The following is a 21,385-nucleotide window of genomic DNA, read 5'->3' on the forward strand; positions in this document are numbered from 1 at the left end:
TCGCCGGGCGGTGGGCAAGGGCATTCGCCTGCGGCGACAATCGCGCGCTTGAACTTCCCGCTCATCACCGATCCCTCGTTCTATTTCGTCGCGATTCCCGCGGTGCTCCTGCTGGGGGTCAGCAAGAGTGGCTTTGGCGCGGGCTTCGGGTCCCTGGCGGTGCCCTTGATGGCGCTGGCGGTCTCGGTGCCGCAGGCCGCCGCGATCCTCATGCCGGTGTTGTTGCTCATGGACCTGCTGGGCATGGCGGCCTTTCGCAAGAACTTCGACCGCCGCCTGCTGATGTTCCTCGTGCCCTGCAGCCTGCTGGGCATCGTGATCGGTGCCCTGTTGTTCAAATGGCTGGACACCCGCGTGGTGGCGGGCCTGGTGGGCGTGTTCACGCTGCTGTTCCTCGCGCAGCGCCTGCTGTTTCCACCGCGTCCCGACAGCGCACCGCCGCCGCGCTGGGTGGGGGCGCTGCTCACCGTGACCTCGGGCTTCACCAGCTTCGTGGCCCATGCGGGCGGGCCGCCCCTCAATGCGTATGTGATCCCGCTGCGGCTGCCGCCGGCGATCTTTGCCGGCACGCTGGCCTTCCTGTTCTTCTTCGTCAACCTGGCCAAGTGGGTGCCCTACGCCTGGCTGGGATTGCTCGACCTGCGCAACATGGCGACCTCGCTGGCGCTGCTGCCGTTCGCGCCGCTCGGGGTCTGGCTCGGCGTCTACATCGCCAAGCGCATCCAGCCCCATCTGTTCTACCGGCTGATCTATCTCGGCATGTTCCTGACCGGCTGCAAACTGGTGTGGGACGCAGTGGCGATAACATAGCGCCCGATACGATACCCCCCACCCCATCACGCTGTCCGTGTGGGGCGTCCGCACACAAAGGAGCTTTTCATGCCCATCGTGGTGGTTGCGAATCCCAAAGGAGGCGTCGGCAAGTCCACGCTGTCGACCAACGTCGCCGGCTACTTTGCCCGCCAGGGTCATTCGGTCATGCTGGGCGATGCCGACCGCCAGCAATCGTCGGCCCTCTGGTTGCGCTTGCGCCCACCCGAAGCCCGGCCGATCCAGACCTGGGAGGTCTCGCAGGACCTGATCGCGCGGCCGCCCAAGGACGTCACCCACGTGGTGCTCGACACCCCCGCCGGCCTGCACGGCTGGCGCTTCAAGGACGTGCTCAAGATCGCCGACAAGGTGCTGGTGCCGCTGCAGCCCAGCATCTTCGACATCTATGCCACGCGCGCCTTCATCGATGAGCTGGCCGAGTCCCGCCGGGCCGGGCAGTTGCAGGTCGGCATCGTCGGCATGCGGGTGGACATGCGCACCATCGCGGCCGACAAGCTGGGCGAGTTCGTGACCGGCCTGGGCCTGCCGGTGCTGGGCGCCTTGCGCGACACGCAGAACTACGTGCACCTGGCGGCGCGCGGGCTCACGCTGTTCGATGTCGCGCCCAGCCGGGTCGAGAAGGACCTCAAGCAGTGGCAGGGCATCTGCGAGTGGCTCGACCGCTGATGCTGCTGGCGGGCCGTGTCGCCCGCCCGACATGCGCGGCTCCGGCCCGGCGATACAGTGGCCTGCATGAAAACCTTTGAATCCCTGGCCGATCTGGCGGCCTGCGTGGGCCAGGAAGTGGCCGTGAGCGAGTGGGTGGAGATCACCCAGGCGCAGGTCAACCGCTTTGCCGAGGCCACCGGCGACCACCAGTGGATCCATGTGGACGTGGAGCGCGCCAAGGCCGGGCCGTTCGGCGGGCCGATCGCCCACGGCTTTCTCACGCTGTCCCTGCTGCCGGTGTTCTTCGAGTCCGCGTTCGACATCCGCAACACGCGCATGGGCGTGAACTACGGCCTGAACCGGGTGCGCTTCACCGCGCCGGTGCCGGTGGGCAGCCGCCTGCGGGCGCGCCTGACCCTGCAGGCGATCGAGCCGATCGAACAGGGCGGGCAGCAGATGACCTGGGCCGTGGTGGTGGAGCGCGAAGGGGCCGAGAAACCGGTGTGCTTCGCCGAATCGCTGGTGCGCCAGTTCCCCTGAGCGCGCGGGCCCTCGGGCCTACTGGATGCGAACGAGCTGCTTGGGATCGAGCCAGCCCTCGAAGTCCTGCAGGAGGCGGTTGATGCGCTCGGCGGCAACCGCCTGGTTGTGCCGCTGCGAGATGAGCTGGTACGCGTCGTTGCGCAGCAGCCAGAGTTCCTGGGGTGTGTGGGCCTGATCGATCTGTTTGCGCAGGCGGGTCACGGGCGTGCCGGCGCAGTCCTCGATGCTGCGCTCGAGATGGCGCCGGATGCGCGCCAGCTCCTTGAGGCTGGGGCTCTTGGGCGCGCGCTGTCGAGACGCGAGGTTCACGCGGAAGATCCGGGTGAGGACAGAAATGAGGGCGGTCTCCATGCAGGCGGTCCGTGGTGCGCAGAGTGGCGATCGGGCCGCCGCCCACTGGGTGTGGAGCCGCGCGGTCCCGATCAGGTTGGCAGCCCTATGTTGCGCGTTTCGTGCGCGATGCGATCCCCGCCGTCCGCCACTTGCGTGACCTGCATCACGGAAGCGGCATTGCAAAGCGCAGCTGGCGCCAGGCTTCGAACACGGTGACCGCCACCGCGTTGGAGAGGTTGAGGCTGCGCTGGCCTTCCACCATGGGCAAGCGCAGCCGCTGCGACGAGGGAAACGACTCGCGCAGCGCGTCGGGCAGCCCGCGCGTTTCGGACCCGAACACCAGCCAGTCGCCGGCCTGGAACGGATTGTCGAACACGCTGTGGCTGCCCCGGGTGGTGAAGGCGAACATGCGCTGCAGGTCGGGCACCTCGGCTCGCAGGAAGCTGTCCCAGTCAGCGTGGCGGCGCAGGTCGGCGTACTCGTGGTAGTCGAGCCCCGCGCGGCGCATGTGCCGGTCCTCCATGGAGAAGCCCAGCGGCTCGATGAGGTGCAGGGTGCACCCGGTGTTGGCGCTGAGCCGGATCACGTTGCCGGTGTTGGGCGGAATTTCAGGGTGGACGAGGACGATGTGGAACATGGCGGGCGAGCTTACCGCGCCGGCGTGCGCGCGAACACCAGCGCACTCACCCGGGCCGCACCGGCCTGCAGCAGGGCCTGCGCCGCCGCCTGCAGCGTGGCACCGGTGGTGGTCACGTCGTCCACCAGCAGCACGTGCAGACCCGTCAGCCGGGCGACGTGCAGGGGGTGGGCGGCGAATACGCCCTGCAGGTTGCGCAGGCGCTGTTCGCGGGGCAGGCTGTGCTGGTCGGGTGTTTCGGCCAGGCGGACCAGTGCGTCGGCCAGGGCGGGCGCCTGGTGGGTCGGTGCGTTGGCGCGCCGCAGGGCTTTCACGAGCTCCCAGGCCTGGTTGTAGCCGCGCTCGGCCAGGCGCGCCGGGGTCAGTGGCACGGGGGCGACGAGGTCGCACGACGAGAGCAGGGCATCGGCTTGTGGCGTCTGCAGCATGCGGCGGGCGAAGGGCCCGGCCCAGCCGGGCTCCTGGCGGAACTTGAAGCGGGCGATCAGCCCGTCCCATGGGTAGGCGTAGTCCACCGCCGCCGCGCAGGCATGCAGTGCGGCCGGCGCCGGCCGGGTGAGGCAGGCGCCGCACATCGACACCGCCAGCGGCACGCGCTGGGCGCAGCCGGCGCAACGGGGGCCTTCGTCCTGGAAGCGCGCCGCGCAGGCCTCGCACACGGCGCTGGACGGCCAGGCGTCGCAGACCTGGCAGGTGCCGGGCAGGGAATTCCAGAGCGCGCGCCATGGGGTGAGCATGGGGCCAATATACTGGCGCGGCTTCCTTGTCCTGCCTGCCGGCACCGCGTTTGAACACCTCCACCTCCCCAGAATCCCCCGTGCCCGGCATGGACCCGGTTGCCGCGCTGCGCTGGCAGCAACGGGCCGTGACGGGCAGCCCGTGGCTGCACGAAGAAGTGGCCTCGCGCATGGCCGAACGCCTGAAATGGTTTCGCGAGCCACCCGCCAGCTGGATGCATTGGGAACCCGTGGGCGGCGGGCTGCAGGCCCACCAGACCCTCCGGGCGCAGTTGCCCGACGCGGCCTGTCACGTGGCCGCGCAGCGCCTGACCGAGGCCTTGCAGGCCACCCGCGAGGGCGGGGGACCGGGCTGGAATCCTCTGAATTGGGGGCGCGCGCGAGGCCCCCAGGCGGCGAACGCGGACACCCGGGTGGGCATGCTCTGGGCCAACATGGCCCTGCACGCCGAGCCGCGACCGCAGACGCTGCTCAAGCGCTGGAACACGCACATCGAGACCAACGGCTTCCTGATGTTCTCCTGCCTGGGGCCAGACAGCCTGCGCGAACTGCGCGCGGTGTACGCGGCGCAAGGCTGGCCCGAGCCCGCCCACGCCTTCACCGACATGCACGACTGGGGCGACATGCTGGTGCACAGCGGCTTTGCCGAGCCGGTGATGGACATGGAGCGCATCACCTTGTCGTACAGCGGTGCGGCGCCTTTGCTGGCCGAACTGCGCGGCCTGGGGCGCAACCTGCACGCGGACCGGTTCGCCGCCTGTCGGTCCAGGGCCTGGCGCGCCCGGCTCTGCGAGGCGATCGAGGCCGGTTTGCCGCGCGCGGAGGACGGCCGGCTGCTGCTGACCTTCGAGATCATTTATGGCCATGCCTTCAAACCCGTCCCGCGTGTGCCCATGGGGCCCGCCACCACGGTGCCGATGGAGGACATGCGCGCCATGCTGCGGGGCCGCCGCGGCTGACGAAGGCGGGCGTCCGGCGTTCTTTGGGGTGGCGAAGCCGCATTGTCCGAGTCGGGTGTGGCGGCTTTGCAGCCGGATGGCACCCTTCTCGCCGCTACAATTGGCGGCTATCCAAGTTTCAAGGGGATTTTCCCTGCGTCAGCGCGCGCCTTCGGGCCGCGCGCGGCTTGAACCGGTGGTGGGTGATGAACCTTACCTGCAACGCTCATCGTTTCGCAACCCAGTCTGATCAAGGCATGGAGTGGTCGCTGAAACGCAATTGTTCGGTCACGCCCGCACAACTGGGATGGCTCTATGCCTCCATGTGTGTCGTGTCGTTGGGTGTGGCCGGATTCTTCTGGTCGCAAGGTGCAACGCTGGTGCTGCCATTCGCGGTGCTGGAGTTGATCGCGGTGGCTGTGGCCTTTCTGGCCTATGCGCGCCACGCCGCCGACAGCGAACGCATCCGTCTGCTCGAGGGCAGGCTGGTGGTGGAGCAGGAGATGGCGGGGCGGACGAAGCGGTGCGAGTTCGCCCGTGAGTGGGTGCGGGTGGCACCGCACGAAGAGGACGGTCAGATGATCGAACTCTGCGGCGGTGGCCAGTCGGTGAGGGTGGGGCGCTTCGTGCGCCCCGAACTGCGACCGGTGCTGGCGCAGGAGATACGCCAGGCCTTGCGTGGCGCGTGATGGTGGGGTTTTGGGTAGGTGTGCCCGGAAAATTTGTTCTAATCGGCATTGATATAAATCAATACTTATATTTGAGGCGCTTAAAGTGAGTACGACAAATAAAAAGGTGCATTCCCTGCGAAACCGGTGGGCCGCGATCCGCGCCGTGGCCACCACGCTGGCCCTGGGCGCAGGCGCCTGGACGACGGTCGCTGCTCAGGCGGTCAAGGACCTCGCCGGCGGCCCGGCGGTCAACCAGCTGAACTTCCATCCTCCGGTGACCCGCATCGCCGAAGAGCAGCACTGGCTGCACTGGTTCATGATGGTGCTTTGCGCCGTCATCTTTGTCATCGTTTTCGGGGTGATGTTCTATTCCATCCTGAAGCACCGCAAGGCAGCCGGGCACAAGGCCCAGGACCTGCCCGAGCCGATCTGGGTGGAGCTGGGCTGGACCATCGTCCCGCTGCTCATCGTCATCGGCATGGCGCTGCCCGCCACCAAGGTGCTGGTGGCCCAGAAGGACACCACCAACAGCGACCTGACCATCAAGGCCACGGGCATGCAGTGGAAGTGGGGCTACGACTACATCAAGGGCGAAGGCGAGGGCATCGGTTTCCTCTCCACGCTGGACAACAACCAGCGCGTGATGTCCAACAGCGGCAAGCCCGAAGCCACCGACGACTACCTGCTCAAGGTGGACAACCCGCTCGTGGTGCCCGTGAACAAGAAGATCCGCATCATCACGACCGCCAACGACGTGATCCACGCCTGGATGGTGCCGGCCTTCGGCGTCAAGCAGGATGCCATCCCCGGTTTCGTGCGCGACACCTGGTTCCGTGCCGAGAAGACCGGTGACTTCTACGGCCAGTGCGCCGAGCTCTGCGGCAAGGAACACGCCTACATGCCGATCCACGTGAAGGTGGTGTCGGCCGAGGAATACACCGCCTGGGTGACCGAGAAGCAGAAGGCCATGGCCGCTGCCGCCGACGACCCGAGCAAGGTCTGGACGCTGACCGACCTGGTCAAGCGCGGCGAGTCCGTCTACGCCGCCAACTGCGCCGCCTGCCACCAGGCCAACGGCAAGGGCGCCGGCCCGATCAAGCCGCTCGACGGCTCCGCGATCGTGACCGACACCGACCACGGCAAGATGATCAATGTGGTGCTGCATGGCGCAGCCGGCGGCGCCATGCCGTCCTGGAAGCAGTTGTCCGACACCGAGCTGGCTGCGGTCATGACCTTCGCCAAGAACAACTGGTCGAACAAGACCGAACAGATCGTGCAGCCGGCCGAAGTGCTGGCCGCCCGCAAGTGATCTGTTGACAGAAAAATATTGAGTCTCAAAGGAATCGACCATGAGTGCAGTTCTTGACCACCACGACGCACACGGCCACGACGACCACGACCACCACGCCCCCACGGGCTGGCGCCGCTGGGTCTACGCCACCAACCACAAGGACATCGGCACGCTGTACCTGCTGTTCGCCTTCACCATGCTCATGGTGGGTGGCGTGCTGGCCCTGCTGATCCGCGCCGAGCTGTTCCAGCCGGGCCTGCAACTGGTGAACCCCGAGCTGTTCAACCAGCTCACCACCATGCACGGCCTGATCATGGTGTTCGGCGCCATCATGCCGGCCTTCGTGGGCTTCGCGAACTGGATGATCCCGCTGCAGATCGGTGCTTCCGACATGGCCTTCGCGCGGATGAACAACTTCAGCTTCTGGCTGATGATCCCCGCGGCCATCATGCTTGTGGCCTCGTTCTTCATGCCCGGCGGCGCACCCGCCGCCGGCTGGACGCTCTACGCGCCGCTGACGCTGCAGATGGGTCCCTCGATGGACGCCGGCATCTTCGCGATGCACATCCTGGGCGCTTCCTCGATCATGGGCTCGATCAACATCATCGTGACCATCCTGAACATGCGCGCGCCCGGCATGACGCTGATGAAGATGCCCATGTTCTGCTGGACCTGGCTCATCACCGCCTACCTGCTGATCGCCGTGATGCCCGTGCTGGCCGGCGCCATCACCATGACGCTGACCGACCGCCACTTCGGCACCAGCTTCTTCAACCCCGCCGGCGGCGGTGACCCGGTGATGTACCAGCACATCTTCTGGTTCTTCGGCCACCCCGAGGTCTACATCATGATCCTGCCGGCCTTCGGCATCGTGAGCCAGGTCGTGCCCGCCTTCGCGCGCAAGAAGCTGTTCGGCTACGCCTCCATGGTGTACGCCACCGGCTCCATCGCCATCCTGTCCTTCGTCGTGTGGGCCCACCACATGTTCACCACCGGCATGCCGGTGACGGGCCAGCTGTTCTTCATGTACTCGACCATGCTGATCGCCGTGCCCACGGGCGTGAAGATCTTCAACTGGATCGCCACCATGTGGAAGGGCTCGATGACCTTCGAGACCCCCATGCTGTGGGCCGTCGGCTTCATCTTCGTGTTCACCATCGGCGGCTTCACCGGCCTGATCCTGTCGGTCGCGCCGATCGACATCCAGATGCAGGACACCTACTACGTGGTGGCCCACTTCCACTACGTGCTGGTGGCCGGCTCGCTGTTCGCCATGTTCTCGGGCATCTACTACTGGCTGCCCAAGTGGACCGGCGTGATGTACAGCGAAACGCGCGGCAAGATCCACTTCTGGTGGTCGATGATCTCGTTCAACATCACCTTCTTCCCGATGCACTTCCTGGGTCTGGCCGGCATGCCGCGTCGCTACGCCGACTACCCCATGCAGTTCGCCGACTTCAACGCCATCGCTTCGGTGGGCGCGTTCGGTTTCGGTCTGGCGCAGGTGTACTTCTTCCTGGCCGTGGTGGTGCCCGCCATGCGCGGCAAGGGCGAGAAGGCCCCGCAGAACCCCTGGGAAGGCGCCGTGGGTCTGGAGTGGGAAGTGCCGTCGCCGGCACCGTTCCACACCTTCGAGAACCCGCCCAAGCTCGATGCCACCGCCACCAAGGTGATCGGCTGATCTCCTTTGCACCATGTCTGCCAACGCCATGACACCTGAACAGAAGAAGAACAACCGCCGCCTGGGCCTGATCCTCGCGTCCGTGGCCGTGGTGTTCTTCCTGGGCTTCGTGGGCAAGCGCTTCCTGCTGGGTTTCTGACCATGGCCGTCCAGCGCGAAAACCTCAAGATGGTGGGCAAGCTCTGCGTGATCGCGCTGGGCATGTTCGCCTTCGGCTACGCGCTGGTGCCGATCTACCGCCACATCTGCGAAGCCCTGGGCATCAACGTGCTGGCGGTCTCGGAACTGCGTGTGCCGGGCGCCGCCAGCCTGCCGGCGAACACCCAGGTGGACCGCACCCGCACCATCACCGTCGAGTTCGACACGAACGCGCGCGGGCCGTGGCACTTCAAGCCGGCCGTGCGTTCGTTGCAGGTGCATCCGGGCGAGCTCACCACGGTGATGTACGAGTTCCAGAACATCCAGAACCGCACGATGGCGGCTCAGGCGGTGCCCAGCTACGCCCCCAAACAGGCGGCCGCGCACTTCAACAAGCTCGAGTGCTTCTGCTTCACGCAGTACACCCTGCAGGCGGGCGAGAAAAAGGAATGGCCGGTGGCTTTCGTCATCGATCCCCGGCTGTCCAAGGACGTGTCCACCATCACCCTGTCGTACACCTTCTTCGAGGTGGGCGGCAAGGTGCCGGCCGCACCCACCGATGACGCGCCGCAGGCCCAAAGCCCGGCCACGCTCAAACCCACGGGGGACGTATGACCACACCCACACCTCTTCATCAACGCAAGGGCTCCTTCATCGACACGGTCAAGGCCGTGGCCTGGGGCTTTCTCGGCGTGCGCCGCAACGCGGACTACCAGAAGGACATCGCCAAGCTCAATCCGCTGCACCTGATGGCGGTGGGCGTGGGCATGGCGATCCTGTTCGTGGCGGTGCTGATCGTGGTGGTGAACTGGGTCGTCGGCTGAGACACGGCGCCCCGAGACGATTTTTGATTTTTTGACATTAGATACAAGCGAAAGCACAACAGGAGTGAGCATGTCAGCAGCAACCCACGGCACGACGCCCTACTACTTCGTCCCAGGTCCCTCGCGCCATCCGGTGATGGCCGCCATCGGTCTTTTCTTCGTCATCCTGGGTGCCGGGCAGTGGGTCAACGGCCACGGCTGGGGCGCGTACTCGCTGGCGTTCGGTCTGGCGTTCTGGCTGGTCGTGCTGTTCCAGTGGTTCCGCGACTCGGTGCGTGAAAGCGAAGGCGGCCTGTACGGTCACAAGATCGACCTGTCTTTCCGCTGGAGCATGAGCTGGTTCATCTTCTCGGAAGTGATGTTCTTCGGCGCCTTCTTCACCGCCCTGTGGTGGACGCGCACGCACTCCGTGCCGGCGCTGGGCAACATTGAGAACGCGCTGATCTGGCCTGATTTCTCCGCCGTCTGGCCCAGCCTGCAGGCAGGTGCCACCGCCTCGCCGGCCGGCATCGTCGAGCCCTTCCAGACCATGGGCCCGTTCTGGCTGCCCACCATCAACACCGCGCTGCTGCTCACCTCGGGCGTGACCCTGACCATCGCCCACCATGCACTGCAAGTCGGCAACCGTGGCAAGACCATCGCCTTCATGTGGATGACCGTGCTGCTGGGCATCGTCTTCCTGTTCGTGCAGGGCTACGAATACGCGCACGCCTACGCCGACCTGAACCTCAAGCTCTCCTCGGGCGTGTTCGGCTCCACCTTCTTCATGCTCACCGGCTTCCACGGCTTCCACGTGTTCGTGGGCATGCTGATGCTGCTGTTCATCACCCTGCGCCTGCAGAAGGGCCACTTCACCGCCGAGCGCCATTTCGGCTTCGAGGGCGCGGCCTGGTACTGGCACTTCGTGGACGTGGTGTGGCTGGGCCTGTACATCCTCGTCTACTGGATGTAAACGGTCATGGTGGTGCATCCACCTTCCCCGGACACCCGCCACAAAAAAGCGCCTTCCGGCGCTTTTTTGCTGACAGGGCCCGGCTGTTCTAGCCGCGCAGGGGCAGACCGGTGGGCTGGATCCAGCCCATCCGGTAGCTGATGAGCACCACGATGAAGAGCAGGATGGAAAAACCGACCCGAAACGCCAGCGCCCGCGCCATGTGGTTCTTGCGCGGTGTGCCGTCTTCTTCGGTGTTGCTGCCGCCCCGCATCATGTACACGAGCGCGGCGGCGAGACTTCCGAGGATGGCAATGAACGCCACGATGACCAGGTACTTCATGGGCGCCATTATCCGCGCCCGGGTCGGGGCGGCCTGACCATGCAAGGTTCCACCTGGCGCTTCTGGGTCGTCACCGCGGCGACCGCGCTCACCATGGCGGCGACCGCCTCGCTGGGTCTGTGGCAGCTCGATCGCGCCGCGCAGAAGCTGGCCCTGGAGGCGCAGATCAACGAGCGCGGCGGGCTGTCCGCGTGGGACACCCCGCAACTCCTGGGCGCGGCCGATGCCACGGCCGGCGTGCACCGGCCGGTGCGCCTGAGCGGCACCTGGGTGCCCGGCCGCACCGTCTTCCTCGACAACCGCCAGATGAACACCCGGGTGGGCTTCTTCGTGGTCACCCCGCTGCGGCTGGAAGGCAGCGAGCGCGTGGTGCTGGTGCAGCGCGGTTGGGTGCCGCGCGACTTCAACGACCGCAACCGCGTGCCCGATGTCCCCACGCCAGCGGGCCCGGTGCGGCTGGAAGGCCGATTGGCCCCCCCGCCGGGCAAGCTATACGAGCTGGGCGAGACGGGCACCGGGACGATCCGGCAAAATATCGACCTTGCCGCGTTCGCGCAGGAGACCGGCCTGCCCCTGCTGGGCGTGTCCGTCCTGCAGACCGATGCCGCCGCCGATGGCCTGTTGCGCGAGTGGCCGCGCGTCGCGATCGACGTGCAGAAGCACCACGGCTACGCCTTCCAGTGGTTCGCCCTCTGTGCCCTCGCGGGCTGTCTCTATCTCTGGTTCCAAATCCTCTCTCCCCGCCGAAAGCGCAGATCCCATGGCACAGACGCCCGATGAACCCCTGACCCTGACCGTGCACAGCCTGCCGCAACTGGACCAGGCCAGCGCGGACGCGGCGGCCAGCACGCGCAAGGGCCGCTGGAAGATGCTGGGCCTGATGCTGGTGTGCGCTGCGCCGGTCATCGCGTCGTATTTCATGTACTACGTGGTGCGCCCCGACGGCCGACAGAACTACGGCGAACTGATTGACCCGCAACCCGCGCTGCCGGCCTGGACCGGCACCGACGCGCAGGGCCGGGCCGTGCCGCTGGCCAGCCTGAAGGACCAGTGGCTGCTCGTGAGCGTGGCCGACAGCGCCTGCAACGAAGCCTGCGTGGAGCACCTCTACCTGCAGCGCCAGCTGCGCGAAACCCTGGGCCGCGAGAAAGACCGGCTCGACTGGGTCTGGCTGCGCACCGGCGATGCCGCGCTGTCCGAGCCGCTGCAGAAAGCCACCGCCGCCGCCGTGGTGCTGCAGGTGGACGCGCAGGCCGTCGCCGGCTGGCTGCAGCCCGCGCCCGGCCAGAAGATCGAAGACCACCTCTACGTGGTCGATCCGCTGGGCCACTGGATGATGCGTTTCCCCGCCAAGCTCGACCCCAAGCAGGCCAAGCGCGACCTGGACCGCCTGCTGCGCGCCTCCTCGTCCTGGGACAAGGAAGGCCGCTCCGCGAACTGACATGGACACCCAACCCCTGTACGACCTCGCCCCGGTGGCGCGCCTGATGTTTCTGGGCGTGGTGATCGCGCTCGGGCCGCTGGCCTGGGTGTGGCTGCGCAACCGCCACGCGCCGCCCGCGCACCGCCTGCGGGTGCTCACGCTCATCACCCTGTTCCTCACCTTCGATCTGGTGCTGTTCGGTGCCTTCACGCGCCTCACCGACTCCGGCCTGGGCTGCCCCGACTGGCCGGGCTGCTACGGCAGCGTGAGCCCGGTGGGCGCGAGCAGCTCGATCGCCGCCGCGCAGGAAGCCATGCCGCACGGTCCGGTCACCTTCTCCAAGGCCTGGATCGAGATGATCCACCGCTACCTCGCCACCGCCGTGGGCGTGCTGATCCTCGTGCTTTCCATGGTGAGCTGGGTCGAGCGCAAGCGCCTGAGCGTGTCCTACGTCTGGCCGCTGGTGACCCTGGTATGGGTCTGCCTGCAGGGCGCGTTCGGCGCGCTGACCGTGACCATGAAGCTCTTCCCCGCCATCGTCACGCTGCACCTGCTGGGCGGCCTCGGCCTGCTGGCGCTGCTGCGCGCGCAGTCGGTGGGCTATGCCCTGGCCGAACCCGGGCATGCCGGGCGGGTGGCGCTGCCCGGTCGCCTGCGCTGGGCGTTGGGTGCGGTGCTGCTGCTGCTGTGGCTGCAGATCGCGCTCGGCGGCTGGGTCAGCACCAACTACGCTGTGCTGGTGTGCGGCGAGTTCCCCACCTGCCAGGGCAGCTGGTGGCCGGCGATGAACTTCCGCGAGGGCTTCACGCTCTGGCGCGAGCTGGGCCAGAACCACACCGGCGACCTCATCACCTTCCCGGCGCTGACCGCCATCCACTATGTGCACCGCCTCATGGCCTACGTCGTGCTGGCCGCCATGATCTGGCTGGGCTGGCGCCTGTGGTCGGTGGCCGGCATGCGGGCCGCCGCGCGCGCACTGCTCCTGCTGGCGGCCTGGCAATTCGCCAGCGGCCTGACCAACGTGGTGCTCGACTGGCCGCTGCTGGCCGCCGTGGGCCACACCGGCGGCGCGGCCGCGCTGGTCATCGTTCTCACCGGCGCGCTCTGCGCCACCCGCCGCGCCGACCAGCGCGATGCCGCACCGTCCGCCACTTCCCTGCACCTGTCTTCCCCGATCCGATGAGCACCGCGCCCACCCCTCCTGTTGCCGCTGCGCTGCCCTCGGTCTGGCGCCAGTACCACGCGCTGACCAAGCCGCGCGTGATCCAGCTCATCGTCTTCTGCGCCCTCATCGGCATGGTGCTGGCCGTGCCCGGCGCGCCCACCTGGGCGCAGGTGCAGCTCGCGGCCGTCGCCTGCTTCGGCATCTGGCTGGTGGCCGGTGCCGCCGCGGCCTTCAACTGCGTCGTCGAACAGCACATCGACGCGAAGATGAAGCGCACCGCGTGGCGCCCCACCGCCAAGGGACAGCTCACCAACGGCAAGACGCTGACCTTCTCGGCGGTGCTCTGCGCCGCCGGTTCGGCCGTGCTGTACCTCTGGGTCAACCCGCTGACCATGTGGCTCACCTTCGCCACCTTCGTGGGCTATGCGGTGGTGTACACGGTGATCCTGAAACCGCTCACGCCGCAGAACATCGTGATCGGCGGTGCCTCGGGCGCCATGCCGCCGGTGCTGGGCTGGGCCGCGATGACGGGCGTGGTGTCGCCCGAAGCGCTGATCCTGTTCCTCATCATCTTCCTCTGGACGCCGCCGCACTTCTGGGCGCTGGCCCTGTACCGCGTGGAGGACTACCGCAAGTCCGGCCTGCCCATGCTGCCGGTCACGCACGGCTCCGAGTTCACGCGGCTGCAGATCCTGCTCTACACCTTCGTGCTGTTCGCCGCCTGCCTGATGCCCTTCGTGATGCGCATGAGCGGCTGGCTCTACCTGGTGGTTGCGGTGGTGTTGAGCATCGGTTTCTGCGGCTATGCCTTCGCGCTCTGGCGCAACTACTCCGATGCGCTCGCGCGCAAGACCTTCCGTTTCTCCCTGATCCACCTCGCGGTGCTGTTCGCCGCGTTGCTGGTCGACCACTATGTCTGAGTCCCGAGCCATGAACCGTCGACAACTTCTCGCCCTGAGCCTGGGCACCGCGGCCCTGAGCGCCTGCACCGACAAGGCCGACGCCCCGGCCGCGTTCACCGGCATCGACATCACCGGTGCCGACTACGCCACCGGCTTCTCGCTCACCGACCACAACGGCCAGCCGCGCACCCTGGCCGACTTCAAGGGCAAGGCGGTCGTGATCTTCTTCGGTTTCACCCAATGCCCCGACGTCTGCCCCACCTCCATGACCGAGCTGGCCGAGGCCAAGCGCCTGCTGGGTGCCGACGGCGAGCGCCTGCAGGGCCTGTTTGTCAGCGTGGACCCGGAGCGCGACACGCCCGAGGTCATGAAGCAGTACGTGGCCAGCTTCGACCCCAGCTTCCTGGCCCTCTACGCCGCGCCCGGCGAGTTGCCCGCGCTGGCCAAGAGCTACAAGATCTACTACAAGAAGGTCGAGGGCCCCACGCCCACGAGCTACACCATGGACCACTCGGCGGGCAGCTACGTGTACGACCCGCAAGGCCGCATCCGCCTGTACAACCGCTATGGCAGCGGTGCGCCCGCACTGGCCGGTGACCTGAAGAAATTGCTCGCGGGCGCCTAAGCCCGGCCTAAGCGCCGTCCTGCACCATCGGTGCGGGGCGCCCCGCCGGGGTGTGTTCGACAACCCACGGACCTGGAGAGTGCATTGCCATGAGGCTGTTGCTGGTCGAAGACGACACCATGATCGGTGAGGCGGTGCTGGACCTGCTGCGGGCCGAGCACTACGCGGTCGACTGGGTGCGCGACGGCGAGATGGCCGCCACCGCAGCGCAGGCCGAGAACTACGACCTCATCCTGCTCGACCTGGGCCTGCCGCGGCGCGACGGCCTGGAGGTGCTGCGCGAACTGCGGGCGCGCAAGAACCGCGTGCCGGTCCTCATTGCCACCGCGCGCGACTCGGTGCAGCAGCGCGTGCAGGGGCTGGATGCCGGTGCCGACGACTACATCCTCAAACCCTACGACCTCGACGAGCTGCTCGCGCGCATCCGTGCCCTGCTGCGCCGCGCCTCGGGCCGGGCGGAGCCGGTCTACGAGCACCTGGGCGTGAGCATCAACACCGCCACGCGCGAGGTGACGGCGCAGGGCGAGCCGGTGGTGCTTTCGGCGCGCGAGTGGGCCGTGCTCGAACCGCTGATCGCGCGCCCGGGCCGCGTGCTCTCTCGCGCGCAGCTGGAGGAAAAGCTCTACGGCTGGAAGGACGACGTGAGCAGCAACGCGGTCGAGGTCTATATCCACGGCGTGCGCAAGAAGCTCGGCGCCGGCCTGATCCAGAACGTGCGCGGCGTGGGCTACATGGTGCCCAAGGCATGAACCTGCCGACCCATTCGCTGCGCGCGCGCCTGATTGGCCTGCTGCTGCTGGCCATCGTGCTCGCGGCAGGCCTGCAGGTGGCGGTGGTGTACCGGCAGGCGCGCGCCGAAGCCGACGGCATCTTCGACTACCACATGGAGCAGATGGCGCAGGCCCTGCGCGCGGGCGTGCTGCCGCCTGGGCCGCCAGTGGCCGGCGACGAGCCACCCCTGCCCGCTGAGGCCTTCGATTTCTTCGTGCAGGTCTGGACGCAGGAAGGCCTGCGCGTGTTCCAGTCCGGCACCGCCGCGGCCCTGCCGCAGCGTGCGGTGCTGGGCTTCTCCAACATCGAGGTCGATGGCAAGCCCTACCGCGTGTACTCCATGCAGTCGCGCACGCAGGTGATCCAGGTGGCGCAGGACCTGCGGCCGCGCCAGACCATGGCGCGCGCGCTGGCCTGGCGCACCGTGCTGCCGATCGCCTGGATGGCGCCGCTGCTGATGCTGGTGGCCTGGGCCGTGGTGAGCGCGTCGCTCGCGCCGGTGGCCCGGGTGCGGCGCCAGGTGGCCGCGCGCGAGGCCGACGAACTGGCCGAGGTGAGCGAGGCCGGTTTGCCCGACGAGATCCGCCCACTGGTGCACGAACTCAACCTGCTGTTTGGCCGCGTGCGCCAGGCCTTCGACGCGCAGAAGAATTTCGTGGCCGAGGCCGCGCACGAACTGCGCTCGCCACTGGCCGCGCTGCGCCTGCAGGTGCAGGGTCTGCAGCGCGCGCCCGACGATGCCACGCGCCAGCTCGCGACGGAGCGCCTGCTGGCCGGCATCGACCGCGCCACGCGCCTGGTGGAGCAGCTGCTGGTGCTCGCGCGGCAGCAGGCGCAGCCCTCCAGCGGCGAGCCAGCGCAGCCGGTGTCGCTGGCCGACCTTGCGGCCCAGGCGGTGGCCGACGCGGTGCCGCTGGCGGCTTCGCGCCGCATCGATCTCGGTCTGGGCGACGCCGACGCCGGGCAGGTGAACGGTCACGCCGAGCCCTTGCGCATCCTGCTGGGCAACCTGGTGGACAACGCCCTGAAATACACGCCCGAAGGCGGCACGGTGGACGTGGCGGTGCGGCGCGACAAGGACCAGCTGGTGCTGTCGGTGGAAGACAGCGGCCCCGGCATTCCCGAGGCCGACCGGGCGCGCGTGCTCGACCGCTTCTACCGCGTGCCGGGCTCGACGGCGACCGGCAGCGGCCTGGGACTGGCGATCGCCAACGCCATCGCGCAGCTGCACGGCGCGGCGCTGGCGCTGGACCGCTCGCCCCGCCTGGGCGGCCTGCGCATCGCGGTGCGGCTGCCTTTAAGAACCGTCTAACTCTGGGGGCCCATATTCAAGGACATGTTCAACCTGTCCTTGCTGAAGGAGCTCTCATGAAAACCTTGTCTCTCACCGCGACGCGCCTGGTGCTGTCCCTGGCGGCGGCGGGCATCGTCGGCGGCGCCAGCGTGGGCCTGGTCTCCGGTTCCCACGCCACGGCGGCGACCCCCGTGGCGACCCAACAGGCCGCCCCCATGGTGACGGCGGCCGCCGTGCCCGACTTCTCGCAGATCGCGCAGCGCCATGGCGCGGCCGTGGTCAACATCAGCGTGGTCGGCAAGGCCGGGCCGGAAGACGGCCAGCAGGCGCAGAACCGCCTGCCGCCCGGCATCGATCCCAACGACCCCTTCTTCGAATTCTTCAAGCGTTTCCAGGGCCCGGGCCAGGGCGGCGCGCAGGAAGCGCCCTCGCGCGGCCAGGGTTCGGGCTTCATCATCAGCGCCGACGGCCTGGTGCTGACCAACGCCCACGTGGTGCGCAACGCGCAGCGCGTCACCGTCAAGCTCACCGACCGCCGCGAGTTCGTGGCCAAGGTGTTGGGCTCGGACCCCAAGACCGACGTGGCCGTGCTGCGCATCGATGCCAAGGACCTGCCGGTGGTGCCCCTGGGCAACACCAAGGACCTGAAAGTGGGCGAGTGGGTGCTGGCCATCGGCGCGCCGTTCGGCTTCGAGAACAGCGTGACCGCCGGCGTGGTCAGCGCCAAGGGCCGCTCGCTGCCCGACGACAGCTTCGTGCCCTTCATCCAGACCGACGTGGCGGTGAACCCGGGCAACTCGGGCGGCCCGCTGTTCAATGCGCGCGGCGAGGTGGTGGGCATCAACTCGCAGATCTACAGCCACACCGGCGGTTACCAGGGCCTGTCGTTCGCGATCCCGATGGAGACCGCGCTCAAGGTCAAGGACCAGATCGTGGCGCACGGCAAGGCCAGCCACGCGCGCCTGGGGGTTTCGGTGCAGGAGGTGAACCAGACCCTGGCCGAGTCCTTCCAGCTCGACAAGCCTGAAGGCGCACTGGTGTCCAGCGTGGAGCCGGGCAGCCCGGCCGCCAAGGCCGGTCTGCAGGTGGGCGACGTGATCCGCCAGATGGACGGCCAGCCCATCGTGGGCTCGGGCGACCTGCCGGCGCTGATCGGCCAGGCCCTGCCCGGCGAGAAGGTGAAGCTGGACGTGTGGCGCCAGGGCAAGCCGGTGAGCTTGACAGCGCAACTCGGTGACGCCGCCGCCAAGGCCGTGAAGACGGCCGGCGATGAAAAGGCCGCCGACCAGGGCCGCCTGGGCCTGGCGCTGCGCCCGCTGGCGCCGCAGGAGCGGCGCGAAGCGGGGGTGGACAGCGGGCTGGTGGTCGAGGACGCCCAGGGCCCGGCGGCGCTGGCTGGCGTGCAGCCCGGCGACGTGCTGCTCGCGGTCAACGGTGCCAAGGTGCAGAGCGTGGAGCAGGTGCGCGCGATGCTGGGCAAGTCCACGAAGTCGCTGGCGCTGCTGATCCAGCGCGACGGCAGCCAGATCTTCGTGCCCGTTCCGCTGGGCTGAGCGTTTCATTTTTGATAGCAACGGCACCTTCGGGTGCCGTTTTTCATGGGGATGTGGCACCCGCAGGACAGGGGGCAAAAGGGGAAAACGTCTATGATCCCTGGCTCTTTCGCCGTGGCCGCCGGGCCGCCGGCCTGCCGCTCCCACATCCCATGTCCGCACCTACCGACCCCTCACGCGACGCGCGCACCGACGCCGACGCGGCCACGCCCGACAACCCGGACGACGAAAACACCCGGGTGCCGCTGCGCATCGAGGACTGGCTGACCGTCATCTCGATGGCGCTGCTGGCCCTGATCACGTTCGGCAACGTGATCGCGCGCTACTTCACCGACCAGTCCTTCGCCTGGACCGAAGAGTTCTCGATCTTCCTCATGATCGTGCTCACCCTGGTGGCGAGCTCGGCCGCGGTGGCGCGGCACCGCCACATCCGCATCGAGTTCTTCGCCGACGCCGGCTCGCCGCGCCGCCGCCACCTGCTGGCGCTGTGGGGCGCGATGGCCATGGTGCTGCTGTTCCTGCTGATGGCGGGCCTGAGCGTGCGCATGGTCTGGGACCACTACATCTACGAGGAAGTCTCGCCCGGTCTGGGTGTGCCGCAATGGTGGTACTCGATGTGGCTGCCGATTCTGTCGCTCGCGATTGCGTTGCGCGCACTGGGCCGCTTCAACCGCCTGCGCCGCGCCGGAGAACAGCCATGATCGCGGCGCTGCTCTTCCTGCTGTTTCTCGGCGCCATGTTCGCGGGCGTGCCCATTGCCGCCGCCCTGGGCCTGGCCGGTGCGGCCGCCATCGCGATGGCCGACTTCAACACCCAGTGGTTCGGCCTGCTGGCGGTGCCGCAGAACTTCTACGCCGGCCTGGGCAAGTACCCGCTGCTGGCCATTCCCATGTTCGTGCTGGTCGGCTCCATCTTCGACCGCTCGGGCGTGGCGCTGCGGCTGGTGAATTTCGCGGTGGCCATCGTCGGGCGCGGCCCGGGCATGCTGCCGCTGGTGGCCATCGTGGTGGCCATGTTCCTCGGCGGCATCTCGGGCTCGGGCCCGGCCAATGCGGCGGCGGTCGGCGGCGTGATGATCGCGGCCATGGCGCGCGCGGGCTACCCGGGCTCGTTCTCGGCCAGCGTGGTCGGCGCGGCCGCGGCCACCGACATCCTGATCCCGCCCTCGGTGGCCTTCATCATCTACTCGGTGCTGGTGCCCGGCGCCTCGGTGCCCGCGCTGTTCGCCGCCGGCATGGTGCCCGGCGTGCTGGCCGGCATCGCGCTGATCGTGCCGGCGGTCTGGCTGGCCCGCAAACACAAGATGGGCGCGCTCGAAGCCGCCATGCCCCGCCCGCCGTTCTGGAAGAGCCTGCGCGAGGCCCTGTGGGGCCTGGCCGCGCCAGTGCTGATCCTGGGCGGCATGCGCGCGGGCTGGTTCACGCCGACCGAGGCGGCCGTGGTGGCGGTGTTCTACGGCCTGTTCGTGGGCATGGTGATCCACCGCACGATCGCCGTGCGCGACCTGTTCCCCATCCTGCGCGAAGCGGGTGAGCTCTCCGGCATCATCCTGCTGGTGGTCTCGCTGGCGGGCATCTTCGCGTTCTCGCTGTCCACGCTGGGCGTGATCGACCCGGTGGCCAACGCCATCGTGAACTCCGGCCTGGGCGAGTACGGCGTGCTCTCGCTGCTGATCCTGCTGCTCATCACCGTGGGCATGTTCCTCGACGGCATCTCGATCTTCCTGATCTTCGTGCCGCTGCTCATGCCCATCATGCAGCACTACAACTGGGACCCGGTGTGGTTCGGCGTGATCCTCACGCTCAAGGTCGCGCTGGGCCAGTTCACGCCGCCGCTGGCCGTGAACCTCATGGTCTCCTGCCGCATCGCCGGGGTGCGCATGGAGTCCACCATCCGCTGGGTCGGGCCCATGCTGCTGGCCATGTTCCTCGTCATGGTGCTGGTGATCGCTTTCCCGCAGCTCGCGCTGTGGCTGCCCGCCCGCCTGGGCTACTGATTCTTCATTTCAACCAAGGAGACAAACCTCATGAAACTGCGCACTTTCCTGACCACCGCCCTGGCCGCCGCCGCGCTGGCCGTGACCACCCAGGGCTTTGCCCAGAGCACCAGCGCCTACAAGGCCGAGTACCGCATGTCGCTGGTGCTGGGCACGGCCTTCCCCTGGGGCAAGAGCGGTGAGATCTGGTCCAACCTCGTGCGCGAGCGCACGCAGGGCCGCATCAACATCAAGTTGTACCCCGGCGTGTCGCTGCTGCAGGGCGACCAGACGCGCGAGTTCAGCGGCCTGCGCCAGGGCGTGATCGACCTCGCCGTGGGCTCGACCATCAACTGGTCGCCCCAGGTGCGCCAGCTCAACCTGTTCTCCATGCCCTTCCTGATGCCCGACTTCGCGGCCATCGACGCGCTCACCACCGGTGAGGTGGGCACGCAGCTGTTCAAGGACATCGAGCGCGCGGGCGCCGTGCCGCTGGCCTGGGGCGAGAACGGCTACCGCGAGATCTCCAACTCCAAGCACGCCATCAAGACGCCGGCCGACCTCAAGGGCCTGAAGATCCGCGTCGTGGGTTCGCCGCTGTTCCTCGACACCTTCACCGCGCTGGGCGCCAACCCCACGCAGATGAGCTGGGCCGACGCCCAGCCCGCCATGGCCAGCCGCGCCGTGGACGGCCAGGAGAACCCGCTGTCGGTGTTCCTCGCCGCCAAGCTGCCCACCGTGGAGCAGAAGCACCTCACGCTGTGGGGCTACGTGGCCGACCCGCTGATCTTCGTGGTGAACAAGGACATCTGGGCCAGCTGGACCGAGGCCGACCGCGCCATCGTCAAGCAGGCCGCGATCGACGCCGGCAAGGAAGGCAAGGCGCTGGCGCGCAAGGGCCTGGTCGAGCCGGGCAAGCCGCTGATCAAGCAGCTCAGCGACATGGGCGTGACCGTGACCGAGCTGACGCCGGAGCAGCGCGCCGAGTTCGTCAAGGTGACGCGCCCGGTGTACGACAAGTGGAAGAACCAGATCGGTGCCGACCTGGTCACCAAGGCCGAGAAGGCTGTCGCCGCTCGCAAGTAAGGGCGTCGCGCGTCCAACGAAAAAGCCCCGCTTCGGCGGGGCTTT

Annotated in this window: 26 protein-coding genes; 22 read left to right on the plus strand and 4 right to left on the minus strand. The window is 68.0% G+C overall.

Going from position 1 to position 21,385, the window contains the following annotated elements:
* Positions 1 to 48: 48 nt before the first annotated feature.
* The 3 genes from AC07ZS_RS18565 to AC07ZS_RS18575 all read left to right on the plus strand — a co-directional run bounded on the left by AC07ZS_RS18565 (position 49) and on the right by AC07ZS_RS18575 (position 2,019).
* Positions 49 to 810, plus strand: a complete 762-nt coding sequence (locus AC07ZS_RS18565) for a sulfite exporter TauE/SafE family protein (protein WP_494800006.1) — start codon at positions 49 to 51, stop codon at positions 808 to 810.
* Between the two features lie 69 nt (positions 811 to 879).
* A complete protein-coding gene (locus tag AC07ZS_RS18570; protein ID WP_494800007.1) occupies positions 880 to 1,497 on the plus strand; it encodes a nucleotide-binding protein in 618 nt (205 codons plus the stop codon).
* Positions 1,498 to 1,563: 66 nt separating this feature from the next.
* A complete protein-coding gene (locus AC07ZS_RS18575; protein WP_494800008.1) occupies positions 1,564 to 2,019 on the plus strand; it encodes a MaoC family dehydratase in 456 nt (151 codons plus the stop codon).
* An 18-nt stretch (positions 2,020 to 2,037) separates the two neighbouring features.
* Here the strand turns inward: AC07ZS_RS18575 and AC07ZS_RS18580 are convergent, their stop codons facing one another.
* From AC07ZS_RS18580 to AC07ZS_RS18590, 3 genes are all read right to left on the minus strand, one after another.
* Positions 2,038 to 2,373: a hypothetical protein gene (locus tag AC07ZS_RS18580; RefSeq protein ID WP_494800009.1), complete on the minus strand. Its 336-nt coding sequence runs from the start codon at positions 2,371 to 2,373 to the stop codon at positions 2,038 to 2,040.
* A 145-nt stretch (positions 2,374 to 2,518) separates the two neighbouring features.
* Positions 2,519 to 2,992, minus strand: coding sequence for a tRNA (uridine(34)/cytosine(34)/5-carboxymethylaminomethyluridine(34)-2'-O)-methyltransferase TrmL (gene trmL, locus AC07ZS_RS18585; RefSeq protein WP_494800010.1), 474 nt, complete (start codon positions 2,990 to 2,992; stop codon positions 2,519 to 2,521).
* An 11-nt stretch (positions 2,993 to 3,003) separates the two neighbouring features.
* A complete protein-coding gene (locus AC07ZS_RS18590) occupies positions 3,004 to 3,729 on the minus strand; it encodes a ComF family protein (RefSeq protein WP_494800011.1) in 726 nt (241 codons plus the stop codon).
* An 89-nt stretch (positions 3,730 to 3,818) separates the two neighbouring features.
* On the opposite strand from AC07ZS_RS18590, the gene AC07ZS_RS18595 reads away from it, so the two are divergent.
* The 8 genes from AC07ZS_RS18595 to AC07ZS_RS18630 all read left to right on the plus strand — a co-directional run bounded on the left by AC07ZS_RS18595 (position 3,819) and on the right by AC07ZS_RS18630 (position 10,224).
* A complete protein-coding gene (locus AC07ZS_RS18595; protein WP_494800012.1) occupies positions 3,819 to 4,688 on the plus strand; it encodes a methyltransferase domain-containing protein in 870 nt (289 codons plus the stop codon).
* Positions 4,689 to 4,924: 236 nt separating this feature from the next.
* Positions 4,925 to 5,356 carry a DUF2244 domain-containing protein gene (locus AC07ZS_RS18600; protein WP_494800013.1) on the plus strand — a complete coding sequence of 144 codons (432 nt, stop codon included), beginning with the start codon at positions 4,925 to 4,927 and terminating at the stop codon, positions 5,354 to 5,356.
* A 115-nt stretch (positions 5,357 to 5,471) separates the two neighbouring features.
* On the plus strand, positions 5,472 to 6,647 hold the full coding sequence (gene coxB, locus AC07ZS_RS18605; protein WP_494800038.1) for a cytochrome c oxidase subunit II: 1,176 nt from the start codon (positions 5,472 to 5,474) through the stop codon (positions 6,645 to 6,647).
* Between the two features lie 40 nt (positions 6,648 to 6,687).
* Positions 6,688 to 8,310: a cytochrome c oxidase subunit I gene (ctaD, locus tag AC07ZS_RS18610; RefSeq protein ID WP_494800014.1), complete on the plus strand. Its 1,623-nt coding sequence runs from the start codon at positions 6,688 to 6,690 to the stop codon at positions 8,308 to 8,310.
* 28 nt (positions 8,311 to 8,338) lie between these two features.
* A complete protein-coding gene (locus AC07ZS_RS18615; RefSeq protein WP_366834041.1) occupies positions 8,339 to 8,449 on the plus strand; it encodes a cytochrome oxidase small assembly protein in 111 nt (36 codons plus the stop codon).
* Between the two features lie 2 nt (positions 8,450 to 8,451).
* On the plus strand, positions 8,452 to 9,063 hold the full coding sequence (locus AC07ZS_RS18620) for a cytochrome c oxidase assembly protein (protein ID WP_366834034.1): 612 nt from the start codon (positions 8,452 to 8,454) through the stop codon (positions 9,061 to 9,063).
* Positions 9,060 to 9,272: a DUF2970 domain-containing protein gene (locus AC07ZS_RS18625; RefSeq protein WP_494800015.1), complete on the plus strand. Its 213-nt coding sequence runs from the start codon at positions 9,060 to 9,062 to the stop codon at positions 9,270 to 9,272. Before AC07ZS_RS18620 ends, AC07ZS_RS18625 begins: the two co-directional genes overlap by 4 nt.
* Before the next feature lie 70 nt (positions 9,273 to 9,342).
* Positions 9,343 to 10,224 carry a cytochrome c oxidase subunit 3 gene (locus AC07ZS_RS18630; RefSeq protein ID WP_494800016.1) on the plus strand — a complete coding sequence of 294 codons (882 nt, stop codon included), beginning with the start codon at positions 9,343 to 9,345 and terminating at the stop codon, positions 10,222 to 10,224.
* 88 nt (positions 10,225 to 10,312) lie between these two features.
* Here AC07ZS_RS18630 and AC07ZS_RS18635 read toward each other — a convergent pair whose 3' ends face one another.
* The gene (locus tag AC07ZS_RS18635; protein WP_382154927.1) at positions 10,313 to 10,546 is read right to left on the minus strand and encodes a twin transmembrane helix small protein; all 234 of its coding nucleotides are present in this window, start codon (positions 10,544 to 10,546) and stop codon (positions 10,313 to 10,315) included.
* 39 nt (positions 10,547 to 10,585) lie between these two features.
* Between AC07ZS_RS18635 and AC07ZS_RS18640 the strand changes: the two genes are divergently transcribed.
* From AC07ZS_RS18640 to AC07ZS_RS18690, 11 genes are all read left to right on the plus strand, one after another.
* Entirely contained in the window at positions 10,586 to 11,326 is a 741-nt protein-coding gene (locus AC07ZS_RS18640) for an SURF1 family protein (protein WP_494800017.1), read from the plus strand.
* Positions 11,307 to 11,987, plus strand: a complete 681-nt coding sequence (locus tag AC07ZS_RS18645; RefSeq protein ID WP_494800018.1) for an SCO family protein — start codon at positions 11,307 to 11,309, stop codon at positions 11,985 to 11,987. Before AC07ZS_RS18640 ends, AC07ZS_RS18645 begins: the two co-directional genes overlap by 20 nt.
* A 1-nt stretch (position 11,988) precedes the next feature.
* On the plus strand, positions 11,989 to 13,152 hold the full coding sequence (locus AC07ZS_RS18650) for a COX15/CtaA family protein (protein ID WP_494800019.1): 1,164 nt from the start codon (positions 11,989 to 11,991) through the stop codon (positions 13,150 to 13,152).
* A complete protein-coding gene (cyoE, locus tag AC07ZS_RS18655; RefSeq protein ID WP_494800020.1) occupies positions 13,149 to 14,054 on the plus strand; it encodes a heme o synthase in 906 nt (301 codons plus the stop codon). The genes AC07ZS_RS18650 and cyoE overlap by 4 nt, the downstream gene beginning before the upstream one ends.
* A gap of 10 nt (positions 14,055 to 14,064) precedes the next feature.
* Positions 14,065 to 14,661 (plus strand): SCO family protein, encoded by a 597-nt coding sequence (locus AC07ZS_RS18660; protein ID WP_494800021.1) that lies wholly within the window; start codon positions 14,065 to 14,067, stop codon positions 14,659 to 14,661.
* An 89-nt stretch (positions 14,662 to 14,750) separates the two neighbouring features.
* Entirely contained in the window at positions 14,751 to 15,410 is a 660-nt protein-coding gene (locus AC07ZS_RS18665; RefSeq protein WP_494800022.1) for a response regulator transcription factor, read from the plus strand.
* The gene (locus tag AC07ZS_RS18670; protein WP_494800023.1) at positions 15,407 to 16,744 is read left to right on the plus strand and encodes a sensor histidine kinase; all 1,338 of its coding nucleotides are present in this window, start codon (positions 15,407 to 15,409) and stop codon (positions 16,742 to 16,744) included. Before AC07ZS_RS18665 ends, AC07ZS_RS18670 begins: the two co-directional genes overlap by 4 nt.
* A 56-nt stretch (positions 16,745 to 16,800) precedes the next feature.
* Positions 16,801 to 18,279 carry a DegQ family serine endoprotease gene (locus AC07ZS_RS18675; protein WP_494800024.1) on the plus strand — a complete coding sequence of 493 codons (1,479 nt, stop codon included), beginning with the start codon at positions 16,801 to 16,803 and terminating at the stop codon, positions 18,277 to 18,279.
* A 152-nt stretch (positions 18,280 to 18,431) separates the two neighbouring features.
* Positions 18,432 to 18,980: a TRAP transporter small permease gene (locus AC07ZS_RS18680; RefSeq protein WP_494800025.1), complete on the plus strand. Its 549-nt coding sequence runs from the start codon at positions 18,432 to 18,434 to the stop codon at positions 18,978 to 18,980.
* Positions 18,977 to 20,275, plus strand: coding sequence for a TRAP transporter large permease (locus AC07ZS_RS18685; RefSeq protein WP_494800026.1), 1,299 nt, complete (start codon positions 18,977 to 18,979; stop codon positions 20,273 to 20,275). Before AC07ZS_RS18680 ends, AC07ZS_RS18685 begins: the two co-directional genes overlap by 4 nt.
* A 30-nt stretch (positions 20,276 to 20,305) precedes the next feature.
* The gene (locus AC07ZS_RS18690) at positions 20,306 to 21,340 is read left to right on the plus strand and encodes a DctP family TRAP transporter solute-binding subunit (protein WP_494800027.1); all 1,035 of its coding nucleotides are present in this window, start codon (positions 20,306 to 20,308) and stop codon (positions 21,338 to 21,340) included.
* Positions 21,341 to 21,385: the final 45 nt, after the last annotated feature.

The organism is Hydrogenophaga sp. GW456-12-10-14-TSB4, assembly GCF_059424305.1.